Raw genomic sequence first — 12,499 nt, forward strand, 5'->3', positions numbered from 1 at the left:
CCCGTCGGCATTGTACTTGCGCCGCGCTCAGCGGTCCAGAGCCCCGCGCGCAGCCGCGGGCGCGGGCGCCCACATGGCGATCTCAGGGTTGGGCAGCACGCGGTCGGCGATCGAGCGCGGCGCCGACCCCCAGCCGGCGTCGAGCAGGGCATTCCCGCCCAGGACGAGCGCTGCGGAGAGGAGGGCGAGCACGGCGGCGAGCGGCTTCCTACGCATCTGCCCTCCCGTCCTCGAAGCGGCAGAACCAGGCGAGAAGGACGGCGGCGGCTGCCAGGGTGAGCACGAGGCCAGCGAGCGCAGTCGTGAGGAGAGGGCCCGCCGCGCGTGCGGCGTCGATGAAGGCCTCTACCCCGAGCGACCCCAGGCGCGCGGGCCAGGCGAGCGGCACCCAGCTCAGGGGCGTCGCCAGGGCACCGGTGAGCTCGCCGGTCATGAGGCCGTGCGCAAGTCCGCCCACTGAGAAGAACGCGAGGAGCATCCCCGCCGCGCCGGCGCCGATAGCGGCGTTGCGGCCGAGGCGCAGGGCCACGCCGAGCCCCAGCGCGTAGAGGGGCAGGCTGCCCAGCACGATGCCCGCCCAGGCGGCCGCAAGCGGAGCGGGCCCGAGCGGCAGGCGCCCGGCGACGGCGAGCACGGCCCCGAACACGCCGAGCGCCACGGCCAGCGCGCCCGCGCCGAGCACCGCAAGGGCGAGCAGCTTCGCCGCGACGGCGCGCCCGCGCGAGGGGACCGCCGTGAGGTTGGCGAGGCGCCCGGCAGCGCGCTCCTCGTCCACGGCGAGCCCGCAGACGATGGCGGACATGAGCGGCATGAGGGCGCCGAGGAACTGGGCGTAGGCGTCCGCGCCCAGCGCCGGGTCCCATCGGGTTACGGAGAAGTACTCGCCGCAGGCAAGACCGGCTGCCAGGCCGCAGACGAGGTGCACAGCTGCGAGCGGGGAGCGCGCCAGGCGCAGGGCCTCGGAGAGCAGGGCCCGCGGGAGAGTCATGCGCGGCGTCGGGTCGGGGAGTCGTGTCATGGCCATCACCTCTCCTCGGAGCGCGCGAACCAGGCCGCGCCCGCCGCCGTGAGCGCGGCGAACGCGAGCACACAGACCGCAAGGCCCGCCAGTGTGAGCATGCCGTCCGCCGCGAGCGCCCCGCCGAGCGCCATGTCCGCCGCGAGTGGCTCGCCGCTCGGCAGCACGGGGATGAAGCTCGTGGGGATGACCATGCTCGCCGACGGCGGAAAGAGCTGCGGCAGCGGCACCAGCGACCAGGCGAACCCACCCACGAGCTGCGCGGCGAGCGGGCAGAAGATGCCCGCGAGCATGCCGAGCCGCGCCGTGAGGAAGAGCCCTGCGGGGATCATCCACGCCGCGGTCACCGTGTTGGCGAGCGCGCAGAGGAGCATCGTGAGCGTGCCCGCGGCCGTGAGGCCCTGCGAGGAGAACGCCGAGCCCGCGAGGTAGATGCCGAAGACCACGAGGTTCGAGAGCGTGCAAAGCGCGAGGCACCAGAGCGCCTTGGCCCACCAGGCGCGCCCGAGCGGGAAGCCCAGGCCCAGAAGCCCCCGCATCCGCGTCCGCGCGTCCGCCCGCGCGACGCACGCCACCACGAGCGAGAGAGCCACGGGCAGGAAGAGCGCGTACCAGTAGTTCCACGCGCTGAAGATCTGCACGCCCCGGTAGGGCATCGCGCCGAGCAGCGGCATCGGCAGCGCCATGAGCACGGCCAGGCGAACCGGTGCCGCGTGGCGCGACTTCAGGGCCTCGGCGCGCAGGCCCGCGAGCAGGCCGCCTTTCTCGCCCGTCATGCCGCCACCTCCCCGCGCGCTCGACGCCCCTCCCGGCAGACGCTCATGAAGAGTTCCTCGAGGTCCTGCCCGGGCCGAAGCGCATCCTCGTAGGCGAGGCGCCCCCCGTAGATGATGCCGATGGTGTCCGCCATCTGCTGCACCTCGGAGAGGATGTGGCTCGAGACGATCACCGTCGTGCCCGCCGCCGCGAAGCCGCGGATCTGGTCGCGCAGCTCCTCGATGCCGATGGGGTCGAGGCCGTTGGTAGACTCGTCGAGCACGAGCAGACGTGGCCGGGCGATCAGCGCCAGCGCGAGCCCCAGGCGCTGCCGCATGCCCATCGAGAAGCGCCCGGCGCGCTTCTTCCCGGTGTCCGCGAGGTCCACGGCGGCGAGCACCTCATCTACGCGGCTCTCGGGAAGGCCCAGCAGCGTGGTGCGCACGCGCAGGTTCTCGCGCGCGGTGAGGTTGGGGTAGAGCGGCGCCTCCTCGATGAGGCTGCCGATTGCGTAGAGGTCCTCGCGGCGCCAGGCGTGCCCGGCAAAGAGGATCTCCCCGACCGTCGGCCGCAGCATCCCGCAGATCATCTTGAGCGTTGTCGACTTGCCGGCGCCGTTGGGGCCGAGCAGCCCGTACACCTCGCCCTCGCGGATATGAAGGCTCACGTCGGCTACGGCGTCCTGCGCCTGGTCGCCACTGCCGAAGCGCTTGGTGAGCCCGCGCGTCTCGAGCATGTAACCCATGGGTTCGTCCTTTCTCTTCCGGGTGCGCGGGCCGAGTCGCCGTGCCCGTGCGCCTTACCTTTCGGGTTCACCATCCATGGTGGGGCGCGTTTCTAACGAAGCTGTAACGGCCGTTGGGCTCTTTTGGCGCCAGCCCTTTTCGACCCGTACGCCACTCATGGTATGTTTATCGCGATAACAAGGACGGAGGTGCCCGTGGCACGCAATAAGTACCCGGAGGAGACGGTCGAGAAGATTCTCGACGTTGCCGAGCGGCTCCTCGTGGAGCGCGGCTACGAGCACACCACGATGATCTGAAGAGCAATACGCTAAATCGAAAAAGGCAAACCCTGGAGACGCGATTTTCGCCATAACGAGCAAGAATATCGAAGATGTCTGCACACCATTGGCGTGGGAAGGGGAACAACCGGCTGCAATCAGCGGACACTCTTGCGCGTATGCGACCGAAAGCATTATCCCGAGATACCTAGCATATTTAATCAGGGCTGCCAGTGGCAGCGTGAGGGTAATTTAGCGGTGGCGGTTCTGCCCGCTGTCGTCCCGTGCTGATTCTGGCTTGCGAGGCGATTCTGCTATCCTGCGAGTTGAAAAGGTTCCATCCCGGCGACAAGAGCTCCCCTGCTCTTCCGCGAACAGCGGATAGCCGGGGTGGTCGTTTGTTGGTAGTACTTTTTTGAACGGTAAAGTTACCGTGATTATCAAGCGGTTGACTGCCGTTGCCTAAGCAGTCTTGTTATATCGTTGCCGCAGTCCCCGGCGCAGTGCGCAGCTCCTGCCGAATCTTCCGAAAGCGTTCCGGGACTTCGGCAAGCTCCATCTTCTGCGGGGCATCGACCGTACCCGCTTCCTTCGCCGTTTCGTAATACCAGCACTTATAATCCACCATCTCCATGGTGTGCTGCAATTCCGCCATCTGCTGTTTCAGAACTTCTTGTTGGCGCCGGAACATGGCAAGGCGCAAATCGATGGTGTCGTCTCCTTGCAGCGCCATCTCGATGTACTGCCGGATGTCCTTGATGGACATCCCAGCTTTCTTCATGCAGCCGATCACCTGCAGCCATTCGATATCCGATTCCCGGAACATGCGAATGCCACCGGAGGAGCGCTCCACGAAGGGCAGCAGCCCCTCCTTGTCGTAGTAGCGCAAGGTGGACGCCGCAACCCCCAGCAGCTTCGCCATCTCTCCCACCGTATAGACCATCTGAAAACCCCTCCGAATTATTCCAGAATCCCCTTGACTTAAAGTTAACTTCAAGTTCTAGGATGCACATGAAGTTCAAAGGAAGCATGCTTCCAAACAGAATGTTTGTCAATCATAAGGAGGGGAATCGAACGTGAACAGGCCGTATGTTTTCTGCCACATGATGTGCGCTTTGGACGGAAAGATCATGGGCGGTTACATGGGAACGCCGCAGGGCAGAGCGGCGGGCGATGCGTTCTACGACATCGCCTTCGGGAAAGAGCCCTTTTACCATCACCAGGGCTGGCTGTCCGGCAGGGTGACGACGGACGATAACTTCACCTTCTACAGGAAGCCGGACCTGGACGAAGATGCGCCGGCCGTTCCGGCAGGTGATTTCATCGCGCAACCGGACTTCGGAATGTTCTATGTCTCCGTGGACCCCCACGGCAAGCTGGGGTGGGAAAGCAGCACCCTGCGCTATGTGGACACCACCGCCCATGTCGTCGAGGTGCTGACCGAACAGGTCGGCAACGCCTACAGGGCATTTTTGAGAAAGCTGGGAATCTCGTACATCATCGCGGGAGAAACGGAGCTTGATCACGGCCTGGCCCTTTCCAAGCTGAAAGAAGAATTCAATATCGAGACCCTGATGCTAGGCGGTGGCGGCGTGCTGAACTGGTCGTTCCTGCAAGCGGGGATGTGCGATGAGATCAGCATCGTGTTGGCGGCGGCGGCAGACGGGAGCCCGGATACGCCTCCGGTTTTCCGAGCCGCAGAAGGCATTTCGGAGAGCAAGGCCCTTGGCTTTACGCTGAAAGAGGCGAAGGCCATGGACGGCGGGGCGGTCTGGCTGCGCTATGGCGTGAATCGATGATCCTTAGCAGGAGGTTTCAATTATGAGGTATGAACGAAAAGAGCAGTTCGAGAAGGTCAACGCATTCGGCACGGGAACGGCGAACACCGCCTACGCCCAGTACTTCACCGGCGATTCGTTCCTGAATCCGCTGACCGATCCGGAAGGCGGCTTGTTCGCCGCCAACGTGACCTTCGAGCCGGGATGCCGGAACAACTGGCATATCCACCACGCGGACAAAGGGGGCGGTCAGCTCCTGCTCTGCACGGCTGGCGAGGGCTGGTACCAGGAAGAAGGCAAGGCCGCCGTCAGCCTGCACGAGGGCAGCGTCGTGATGATCCCCGCCAACGTCAAGCACTGGCACGGAGCGAAGAAGGACAGCTGGTTCAGCCATATCGCCGTGGAGGTTCCCGGCGAGAATTGCGAGAACGAGTGGTGCGGGCCGGTATCCCATGAAGAGTACGCAAGGCTGTAGGGAGGAACGAAACATGGCAGTCAAGCAGACGGCAGGCAGAGATGCCCTGGGCGAATTCGCCCCGAAATTCGCGGAACTGAACGATGACGTGCTCTTCGGAGAGGTCTGGAGCCGAGAGGGGCAGCTCAGCCTCCGTGACCGCTCCCTCGTGACCGTCGTCGCGCTGATGGCTCAGGGGCTTACCGATGAGAGCTTCCGCTATCACCTGACGACGGCAAAGAAGAACGGTATTACAAAAGAAGAAATCGCGGAGGTCGTGACCCATGCAGCCTTCTACTGCGGCTGGCCCAAGGCGTGGGCGGTTTTCCGCATGGCAAAGGATATCTGGGGCGAGGAGTAGAACGATGATCTTGAATGAAGCCTACCCGTTGGCAAACGGAGTTCAGGTTCCCAAGCTGGGACTGGGCACCTGATTCATCGACGATGCCGAGGCGGCGGAAGCCGTTCGCGAGGCGGTAAAGCTGGGCTATCGCCTGATCGACACCGCGCAGGCCTACGGAAACGAACGCGGCGTCGGCGAGGGCGTGCACACCTGCGGCGTTCGCCGGGAAGAGCTTTTCGTCGCCAGCAAGATCGCGGCAGAGCTGAAGACCTACGAGGATGCGGCGAAGTCCATCGATGAGACGCTGGAGAGGATGGGGCTCGGCTACCTCGACCAGATGATCATCCACTCTCCCCAGCCGTGGGGCGAGTTCCGTGTGGAGAAGCGCTATTTCGAGGAGAACAAGGAGGTCTGGCGTGCGCTGGAGGACGCGCGGGCGGCGGGCAAGGTCAAGGTAATCGGCGTGTCCAACTTCCTGCAAGATGACCTTGAGAACCTCCTGGGTTCTTGCCGCGTGATGCCCATGGTCAATCAGATCCTCCTGCACATCACCAACACCGATTCGGCATTGGTGGACTTCTGCAAGGCGCAGGGCATTCAGGTGGAGGCATACTCTCCCATCGCCCACGGCGAGGCGCTGAAGAATCCGGCGATTGTTAAGATGGCAGAGAAGTACGGCGTATCTGCCGCCCAGCTCTGCATCCGCTACGTCCTTCAGCTTGGAGCCGTCGCGCTTCCCAAGACGGCAGATCCCGCCCACATGGAAAGCAACGCGGGCGTGGATTTCGCAATCTCCGAGGAAGACATGGAAACTCTCAAGAACATGGAGCGCATCGCCAACTATGGTGAATTCAGCGCATTTCCCGTGTTCAGCGGAAAGCCTCTTGCATGAGGAGAAAGCGTGAAATGAAAACCTTGATTCTGTACTACTCCTACGGAGGCAACACGAAGCGCATCGCCGAGATGATCCAGAGGGAAATCGGCGGGGATATTGCTCGTATGGATACGGTTGTTCCCTACGATGGCGATTATGATGAAGTCGTCAATCAGGGGCAGCGTGAGATTGCCGAGGGTTATTGCCCGGAACTGAAGCCGCTGCACATTGGCTGGAGAGATTACGACACCATCATCCTGGGTTCTCCTGTCTGGTGGTACACCTTTGCGCCCGCCATGCGCAGTTTCCTGGAGCGGGCTGACCTGACCGGGAAGATCGTGTATCCGTTTGCCACCAATGGCGGCTGGCTGGGACACGCGCTGAAGGACTTTGAGGAAGCCTGCAAGGGCGCAATCGTGAAGCCGGGCCTCGATGTGCAGTTCGATGAATCCATGCTCCGTACTTCTGAGAAAGATATTCAGGCATGGATTAATACAATCCGCACTGATATTTTCTGTATTGAAGACGTCGATGATGCACCCGTATACCATTGACGTCGACACCATCAGATGCGGACCGCGCGGTGACCCCACATTCCGCTGGCGCCCACAGGGCTGCCCTCGTTTCCTGACATGTCCCGCGCGGGCCGCGGCGAGCCGAGACCGCCGCATGACCTAATAGGAGCATGGAGCGATACCGCGGACCCGAACAACCGCATTCTATCGCGCCCCGTCAGTGTGCCGTCTGCCCGGTCCAGGCGAGCACGGAAAGAACGGAGCGAGACATGCAAAACGAATCGGCACCCGGCGCCCGCGGGCCGGTCTTCTGCGGGGTCGACACCCACGCCGACTCGCACTGGCTGTACGTCCTGGACTGGAGGGGCCGCAAGGTCCTGTCCCGCCAGTTCCCCGCCGACGCGGCGGGCTACGAGGCGCTCGCCGGGGCGATCGCCGCGGCCGGGGAGCCGGCCTGCGTCGCGATGGAGGGGACGTCGTCCTACGGGGCGGGCCTCACCAGGCACCTCGCGTCGCTGGGGATGCCCGTGCGCGAGGCGCTCTCCCCGGCGAGGATGCAGAGGAGGCGCCCGGGGCAGGGAAAGTGCGACGAGGCGGACGCGGAGAGGGCCGCCCGCGCGGCGATGTCCGGCTCAAGGCTCGGGACCCCCAAGAGCCAGGACGGGTGGGTCGACGGGGTGCGCTGCATGCTCGCGGCGCGCTCCGGGGCGGTGAAGGCGCGGACCTCGGCGATCAACACCGCGAGGTCGCTGCTCACCACCGCGCCGGAGGGGCTCAGGTCGAGGTTCCGCGGCATGGGAGGGCCGAGGCTGATGGAGGAGCTCCCCTCCGTGCGCGCCGAGGGCGCGCTGGGCGCCGCGCTCGGCGCGCTGGCGGACCTGTGGGCGGCGGCGCGCGACGCGGCGCTCGACATGGAGCTCGCGATCGAGGCGTCCCTGGAGGAGAACTGCCCCGCGCTGCTGGCGATGTACGGGTGCGGGCCCGTGAGCGCGGCCAAGCTCGCGGTCGCGGCCGGGGACAACCCGGGCAGGCTGCGCTCCGAGGCGTCGTTCGCGGCGATATGCGGGGCCTGCCCCATCCCCGCCTCGAGCGGCAAGACCGTGAGGCACAGGCTCAACAGGGGCGGCGACCGGCAGGCGAACAGCGCGCTGCACGAGATCGCGAGGCAGAGGGTCATGCGCGACCCCGAGACCGCCGAGTACGCCGAGAGGGCCAGGGGGCGGGGAAAGAGCGACAGGGAGGTCATGAGGTGCCTCAAGCGCTACGTGGCCAGGGAGGCGTACCGGGCGCTGATGCGCCCGCACGAGATCAGGAGGCCCGAGGACGCCTCGGAGCTCGTGGCGGCCAGGCGCGCGGCGAAGGTCAGCCAGGTGAGGGCGGCGTCCATACTGGGCACCAGCGAGAAGTACATCTCGATGCTGGAGAGGGGCCAAAGGGAGCTCAAGCCCATAAGGAGGGCCTACGAGGCATGGGTCGAGGCCGGACTTCCGCTCGATTGGGACAGGCAAGCCTTGAACTGCATCCCATTTCTTGGACTTTGAAATTAAGGTTCGAGAAAAGGGAGGCATCGGAAATGCCCCGCAGGAAGAAGGCAAGATACGGTCGCGAGATGAGGACACGCGCCGCCGACCTGTTCGAGGCCGGCCTCGGCTTCGAACTCGCGGCCAAGAAGCTCGACGTTCCCGCCCCGGCGGTGAGAAAATGGCTCTACGCGTACCGGGCAACCGGGAGGAAGGGGCTGATCGGGATGGGCGAGAGCCGCAGGACCTACGACATGGAGACCAAGCTCGCCGTCGCGAGGGCCGTCGTGGACGAGGGGATGCCGCGGTCGGAGGCGATGGCCCGCTTCGGCATCGCCGCCGCCACATCGCTCGACCGCTGGTGCAGGCTGTACCGCGAGGGCGGGCCGGAGGCGCTCGAGCCGGGACGCCGCGGCAGGCCGGAGGGCCCCGGGGGGCGGACGCGCGAGCGGGAGCTCGAGGAGCGCGTGCGCAAACTCGAGGCCCAGGTGGCGTATCTAAAAAAATCGATAGCCCTGAAAGCGGAGAAGAGCTCTCAAACTGGGAGAAAGCCCAGGTCGTAGCCTCCCTTTCAGGGCACCACCGCCTATGCGACCTGCTCGCGGCCGCGCGGCTCGCGCCGTCGAGCTACCACTATGCCGTAGCGCACCCGCCGAGAGCGACCCGGCCAGAGCTCCGGGAGGCCGTGCGCGAGATCTTCTCGAGGACGGCGAACGGGTGCGGCCACCGCCAGATAGCGATGTGCCTGAGGGCCGAGCTGGGCGCGAGGATAGCGGACAAGACGGTCCTCAAGATGATGCGGGAGCTCGGCATCCGCCGGGAGACCGACTACCATCGCTACAACTCCTACCGCGGCCCGGTCGGCGAGAGATTCGACAACCTGATAGCGCGTGACTTTCGCGCGGGCGCCCCGTGGGAGAAGCTCGGGACCGACGTCACGGAATTCAGGCAGCCCTGGGGCAAGGCGTACTTCGCCCCGGTCTACGACTTCTGCACGAAGGAGATCGTCTCCTGGTCGGTGTCGACGAGCCCGGACATGGCCCAGCAGGAGGAGGTGCTCAGGCGCCTGTTCGCGAGAATGCCGGCCGGGGCCTCGCCGATCGTCCACAGCGACATGGGCTGGCAGTACCAGCACCCTAGGTGGACCGGCGAGCTCAGGAGGCACGGCGCCAGGCAGAGCATGTCGAGAAAGGGCAACTGCCTAGACAACGGGGCGACGGAGCAGGTGTTCGGGCATCTCAAGGACGAGTTCTTCAGGGGCGTCGAGTGGGCCGACTTCGAGTCCTTCAAGAGGGACCTCGACGCCTACGTCGTGCATTGGAACACGAGGCGTCGCCAGGTGGCGCTCGGCGGCCTCACCCCGGTGGAGTTTCGGAAACGGCTATTGAAAGCGTCCTAGTGTTCGCTTCTAATAAAAGAAGGCCAAGATTCGGGACGCAGTTCACCTTCGAGGCCGAGCGCAAAATGGATTCTAAAAAACACCTTGCCAAATAGGAGCGTCAGATAATCGATCTGCAGCTTTCGGTATCCGCCACAGAGCTGGCAAGGATTTGGGACAAAACGAAAGCTCAACGTCCTGAGTCTGAAGTGATTATATTGTAACTGTCTTGGCTTTTATTTCCGGAACCGACAAAGCGTGCCTCCGCCTCTTTTGCGTGAAGCCGGCCGGGATGTGGGGTAGTTTTGCGTCAGCAGATTTGCGCAAGGGGCCAACGGACGGGGCTTCATTGGCCCCTTGCGCATCGATTGCGAATTAGAACATGATAGCGTCGTCGGCCGTGAAGGCATTAAGGGACCCCTGCTTGACCTGAATGCAGACGTATGTGATGCCCGAGTCGGATGCGGCGCGGAACTGGCGGTGTGCGGCGGGGGAAATGCGCAGCCAGTCGCCGGCTCCAAGCTCTATATCCTCACCGTCGATCGTGACCGAGCCGGTGCCTTCGAGCACGCCATAAATCTCCTCGTTTTCCTTGTGCACATGGACGAACGGAACGCCAGCGCCGGCGGGAAGATTGTTGACACTCACCTCTGCCCCGGTAAGCCCGAGCACTTCGTGTAGCTCGACACGGCTCTCATTACCGATGTGGGTCTTTGCAAAATTAGCCATAATGGTTCCTCTCTTTGGGTTGATTTACCTTGCAGGCATCTCCTGCGTGAGTTATATTCAACGCGAAGGCGCATGCAAATACGAGTACGCACATATTTGTAACTGCGTACTTTTTTGTGAAACCGGTATGGTCAAGGAGGTTGGGTCTCCCGTGATGGCGAAAGAGGAGCTTCCGGAGTGTCCGGTCGCAACGGCGGTAGCGCTCATTGGCGGCAAGTGGAAGCTGCTCATTATCCGTAACTTGCGCGTACGCCCCTGGCGTTTCAACGAGTTGCGCCGCAGCCTTGAGGGAATCTCTCAGAAGGTGCTTACCGACAGCCTGCGGCAGATGGAGGATGACGGGCTGGTCTTTCGCCATGACTATGGCGAGAATCCTCCCCGCGTCGAGTATGGTCTCACAGAACTCGGCCGCCAGATGATACCCGTCATGGACTCGCTCGCAGACTTCGGCGCCTATTACAAGACGGTCGTTTCGTAGCGGACACGCTGCTTAGGGGGCGGAGAACCGCTACGAGTACGATAGCGATTCTCCTGCGGCTGCCGTTGATTCCGTAGTTATAGAGCGGAAGGAGACTGCAATGGGGTCGTCCGCCCCACAAGAAGGCCCTCCCTTCCCGGTATGGCGCCGACATGCGCACGCCGGCTCAAACTGCTCGATGCGCGAAGTGTTGTTATGGCTTCACTCGGCCTGTGGACGCCCAATCATCCGTGCACCACATTCTGCCCATGTGCATGGGCGGCTGCCCCCACCGCCATATGGTCTCCGGCGTGCGCCGTTGCCCCTGGTTCAAAGACGACCCCGATGCCTACGTCCTCGCCAAAACTCGCGCCGCCCGTAAGAGCCGCCAATAAAACCTCCGGCCCTGCTTGGCCCCGGGAATAAACGTCAGACTTGCCGATTCACGCCTCGCGCAAGGGCCGTTCTACTTCCCAAACCTGATCTGCCTGTCGCACAGCTCGAGGGCGACAAGGGAAGCCTGGGTCACCTCCTTGATATCCTCTGCGAACTACTGGAGTGCGGCACAGTCGGATGACTGGACCGTTTTCGTTGGAGCTTGGTTGTTTGCCTGTGTGAATGGCGTATTTGTTTTAGCTAGCGGTTGCGACGCCTTGTTGCGGAAATGCTAACTGATGCAACTACGCCACCGGCAACACTCAGGGCGACTGCTATCGCGCCGTTGTCGCCCGTAGCGGGTAGGGTGGTCCTGGCTGGTTTAACCGCCGCTACTGCCTTAGTGGAAACGGGATTTGCCGCGGGCTTTTCTGCCTTGGGCTGCGGTGTGGGCTCGGGCTTGGTTTCCGGTTCGGGTTTGACCTCTGGGCTCGGTTTAACACTTGGATCGGGTTTGGAACCGCTCGTATCGGTTGCAATCAAGTGCACGTCGCTGTCGAAGACGTAGCGGATGTAGTAATCGTGCCGCGTCTCGTGCGTAATCCCCTGCCCGCTGTCGAAGTCGCGGTCAACGTGTGTGCCGAGGCGGGTTGAGCTGGTGAGGTTCAGTCTGTAAGGGATTTGGTCGTCGGCGTAGCCGCCTGTAAAGACAGCGGTTGCTCTAACGTGATTGTCGATCATGGTCAGGGCAATAGAGACGCTGGCCTCTTTGGGGTTCTCGGTTTTTATAAGGCCTTCGGTATCGGTGTCGATCTTGAAGAGATGGACGGTGTCGTTAAGCCCGTAGATGAAGTCCTCGGGTTTGTCGGGGAAATCGTATACAAACGCCTCATTCTGGACCAACATGAAGGCAGGAGGGAGCTCCAGGTCATAGTTATGGTCGACAACGGTGGTAGCTGTGAGGCTGCCTTCTGCGTTGGCTTCGTTGCAGGTAATGGGTGCTGCGACATCGGTTTCGGGCATTTCTGTCGCCAGTGCTGCGCAGGGTAGCAAAAGCAGTCCTGCCACAAGAATGCTTACTCCGAAGGCGGCGATTCTGGCGTCTGCATGACGCTTGACGTCGCGGATAGACAGGCCAGTCCGTTTGTTATGGGTCTGCGGTGCAACATGCTGTTCATACATAAGACGCTCCTTGTTCGTAGGCCGGTTTCGCGGATCTATATTGCGCCTGGCCGATGCGGCTAGGCTCTTTCACGCGAACGCTTACGCGAGCAGGGAGAAAGCTCAAGCTAATTTTCC

Annotated in this window: 18 protein-coding genes; 11 read left to right on the plus strand and 7 right to left on the minus strand. The window is 63.3% G+C overall.

Annotated elements, in window-relative coordinates; genetic code table 11:
• Positions 1 to 27: 27 nt before the first annotated feature.
• From GXM19_RS10150 to GXM19_RS10165, 4 genes are read right to left on the minus strand one after another with little or no spacing between them, the layout of a single operon-like run.
• The gene (locus GXM19_RS10150; protein WP_040358725.1) at positions 28 to 216 is read right to left on the minus strand and encodes a hypothetical protein; all 189 of its coding nucleotides are present in this window, start codon (positions 214 to 216) and stop codon (positions 28 to 30) included.
• Complete coding sequence (locus tag GXM19_RS10155; RefSeq protein WP_050766095.1) at positions 209 to 1,024, minus strand: ABC-2 family transporter permease; 816 nt, start codon at positions 1,022 to 1,024, stop codon at positions 209 to 211. Before GXM19_RS10155 ends, GXM19_RS10150 begins: the two co-directional genes overlap by 8 nt.
• On the minus strand, positions 1,024 to 1,794 hold the full coding sequence (locus tag GXM19_RS10160; protein WP_006234621.1) for an ABC-2 family transporter permease: 771 nt from the start codon (positions 1,792 to 1,794) through the stop codon (positions 1,024 to 1,026). The genes GXM19_RS10155 and GXM19_RS10160 overlap by 1 nt, the downstream gene beginning before the upstream one ends.
• Positions 1,791 to 2,519, minus strand: a complete 729-nt coding sequence (locus GXM19_RS10165) for a lantibiotic protection ABC transporter ATP-binding protein (protein ID WP_006234620.1) — start codon at positions 2,517 to 2,519, stop codon at positions 1,791 to 1,793. The genes GXM19_RS10160 and GXM19_RS10165 overlap by 4 nt, the downstream gene beginning before the upstream one ends.
• Before the next feature lie 195 nt (positions 2,520 to 2,714).
• On the opposite strand from GXM19_RS10165, the gene GXM19_RS11180 reads away from it, so the two are divergent.
• Positions 2,715 to 2,816: a TetR/AcrR family transcriptional regulator gene (locus tag GXM19_RS11180; RefSeq protein WP_218565035.1), complete on the plus strand. Its 102-nt coding sequence runs from the start codon at positions 2,715 to 2,717 to the stop codon at positions 2,814 to 2,816.
• A 436-nt stretch (positions 2,817 to 3,252) separates the two neighbouring features.
• Here GXM19_RS11180 and GXM19_RS10175 read toward each other — a convergent pair whose 3' ends face one another.
• On the minus strand, positions 3,253 to 3,720 hold the full coding sequence (locus tag GXM19_RS10175) for a MerR family transcriptional regulator (RefSeq protein WP_006234618.1): 468 nt from the start codon (positions 3,718 to 3,720) through the stop codon (positions 3,253 to 3,255).
• Positions 3,721 to 3,853: 133 nt separating this feature from the next.
• Here GXM19_RS10175 and GXM19_RS10180 point away from each other — a divergent pair, with 133 nt between their 5' ends.
• The 8 genes from GXM19_RS10180 to GXM19_RS10215 all read left to right on the plus strand — a co-directional run bounded on the left by GXM19_RS10180 (position 3,854) and on the right by GXM19_RS10215 (position 9,660).
• Positions 3,854 to 4,576, plus strand: a complete 723-nt coding sequence (locus GXM19_RS10180; protein ID WP_040358722.1) for a dihydrofolate reductase family protein — start codon at positions 3,854 to 3,856, stop codon at positions 4,574 to 4,576.
• A gap of 22 nt (positions 4,577 to 4,598) precedes the next feature.
• The gene (locus GXM19_RS10185) at positions 4,599 to 5,030 is read left to right on the plus strand and encodes a cupin domain-containing protein (RefSeq protein ID WP_006234616.1); all 432 of its coding nucleotides are present in this window, start codon (positions 4,599 to 4,601) and stop codon (positions 5,028 to 5,030) included.
• Positions 5,031 to 5,043: 13 nt separating this feature from the next.
• Positions 5,044 to 5,370 carry a carboxymuconolactone decarboxylase family protein gene (locus GXM19_RS10190; protein WP_006234615.1) on the plus strand — a complete coding sequence of 109 codons (327 nt, stop codon included), beginning with the start codon at positions 5,044 to 5,046 and terminating at the stop codon, positions 5,368 to 5,370.
• 76 nt (positions 5,371 to 5,446) lie between these two features.
• Positions 5,447 to 6,244: an aldo/keto reductase gene (locus GXM19_RS10195; protein WP_203572385.1), complete on the plus strand. Its 798-nt coding sequence runs from the start codon at positions 5,447 to 5,449 to the stop codon at positions 6,242 to 6,244.
• Positions 6,245 to 6,258: 14 nt separating this feature from the next.
• Positions 6,259 to 6,780, plus strand: coding sequence for a flavodoxin (locus GXM19_RS10200; RefSeq protein ID WP_050766094.1), 522 nt, complete (start codon positions 6,259 to 6,261; stop codon positions 6,778 to 6,780).
• A gap of 230 nt (positions 6,781 to 7,010) precedes the next feature.
• Positions 7,011 to 8,282 carry an IS110 family RNA-guided transposase gene (locus GXM19_RS10205; protein WP_006234612.1) on the plus strand — a complete coding sequence of 424 codons (1,272 nt, stop codon included), beginning with the start codon at positions 7,011 to 7,013 and terminating at the stop codon, positions 8,280 to 8,282.
• Positions 8,283 to 8,314: 32 nt separating this feature from the next.
• Entirely contained in the window at positions 8,315 to 8,824 is a 510-nt protein-coding gene (locus GXM19_RS11185) for a helix-turn-helix domain-containing protein (protein ID WP_006234611.1), read from the plus strand.
• Positions 8,767 to 9,660 (plus strand): IS3 family transposase, encoded by an 894-nt coding sequence (locus GXM19_RS10215; protein WP_082222916.1) that lies wholly within the window; start codon positions 8,767 to 8,769, stop codon positions 9,658 to 9,660. Before GXM19_RS11185 ends, GXM19_RS10215 begins: the two co-directional genes overlap by 58 nt.
• A 354-nt stretch (positions 9,661 to 10,014) precedes the next feature.
• Here GXM19_RS10215 and GXM19_RS10220 read toward each other — a convergent pair whose 3' ends face one another.
• Positions 10,015 to 10,368 carry a cupin domain-containing protein gene (locus tag GXM19_RS10220; RefSeq protein WP_006234609.1) on the minus strand — a complete coding sequence of 118 codons (354 nt, stop codon included), beginning with the start codon at positions 10,366 to 10,368 and terminating at the stop codon, positions 10,015 to 10,017.
• Positions 10,369 to 10,522: 154 nt separating this feature from the next.
• On the opposite strand from GXM19_RS10220, the gene GXM19_RS10225 reads away from it, so the two are divergent.
• Positions 10,523 to 10,846, plus strand: a complete 324-nt coding sequence (locus GXM19_RS10225) for a winged helix-turn-helix transcriptional regulator (protein WP_203572386.1) — start codon at positions 10,523 to 10,525, stop codon at positions 10,844 to 10,846.
• Positions 10,847 to 11,058: 212 nt separating this feature from the next.
• A complete protein-coding gene (locus GXM19_RS10230) occupies positions 11,059 to 11,220 on the plus strand; it encodes a hypothetical protein (protein WP_155813822.1) in 162 nt (53 codons plus the stop codon).
• 241 nt (positions 11,221 to 11,461) lie between these two features.
• Here GXM19_RS10230 and GXM19_RS10235 read toward each other — a convergent pair whose 3' ends face one another.
• Positions 11,462 to 12,382, minus strand: coding sequence for a hypothetical protein (locus tag GXM19_RS10235; protein WP_006234606.1), 921 nt, complete (start codon positions 12,380 to 12,382; stop codon positions 11,462 to 11,464).
• Positions 12,383 to 12,499 lie beyond the last annotated feature (117 nt).

It is taken from the genome of Collinsella aerofaciens ATCC 25986 (assembly GCF_010509075.1).
In the GTDB taxonomy this organism is placed as follows: Bacteria; Actinomycetota; Coriobacteriia; order Coriobacteriales; family Coriobacteriaceae; genus Collinsella; species Collinsella aerofaciens.

Coding starts and splice junctions, on each gene's coding strand:
- GXM19_RS10150 (WP_040358725.1), bottom strand. CDS start 216: ATGCGTAGGAAGCCGCTCGCCGCCGTGCTCGCCCTCCTCTCCGCAGCG.
- GXM19_RS10155 (WP_050766095.1), bottom strand. CDS start 1,024: ATGGCCATGACACGACTCCCCGACCCGACGCCGCGCATGACTCTCCCG.
- GXM19_RS10160 (WP_006234621.1), bottom strand. CDS start 1,794: ATGACGGGCGAGAAAGGCGGCCTGCTCGCGGGCCTGCGCGCCGAGGCC.
- GXM19_RS10165 (WP_006234620.1), bottom strand. CDS start 2,519: ATGGGTTACATGCTCGAGACGCGCGGGCTCACCAAGCGCTTCGGCAGT.
- GXM19_RS10175 (WP_006234618.1), bottom strand. CDS start 3,720: ATGGTCTATACGGTGGGAGAGATGGCGAAGCTGCTGGGGGTTGCGGCG.
- GXM19_RS10185 (WP_006234616.1), top strand. CDS start 4,599: ATGAGGTATGAACGAAAAGAGCAGTTCGAGAAGGTCAACGCATTCGGC.
- GXM19_RS10190 (WP_006234615.1), top strand. CDS start 5,044: ATGGCAGTCAAGCAGACGGCAGGCAGAGATGCCCTGGGCGAATTCGCC.
- GXM19_RS10200 (WP_050766094.1), top strand. CDS start 6,259: ATGAAAACCTTGATTCTGTACTACTCCTACGGAGGCAACACGAAGCGC.
- GXM19_RS10205 (WP_006234612.1), top strand. CDS start 7,011: ATGCAAAACGAATCGGCACCCGGCGCCCGCGGGCCGGTCTTCTGCGGG.
- GXM19_RS11185 (WP_006234611.1), top strand. CDS start 8,315: ATGCCCCGCAGGAAGAAGGCAAGATACGGTCGCGAGATGAGGACACGC.
- GXM19_RS10220 (WP_006234609.1), bottom strand. CDS start 10,368: ATGGCTAATTTTGCAAAGACCCACATCGGTAATGAGAGCCGTGTCGAG.
- GXM19_RS10225 (WP_203572386.1), top strand. CDS start 10,523: ATGGCGAAAGAGGAGCTTCCGGAGTGTCCGGTCGCAACGGCGGTAGCG.
- GXM19_RS10235 (WP_006234606.1), bottom strand. CDS start 12,382: ATGTATGAACAGCATGTTGCACCGCAGACCCATAACAAACGGACTGGC.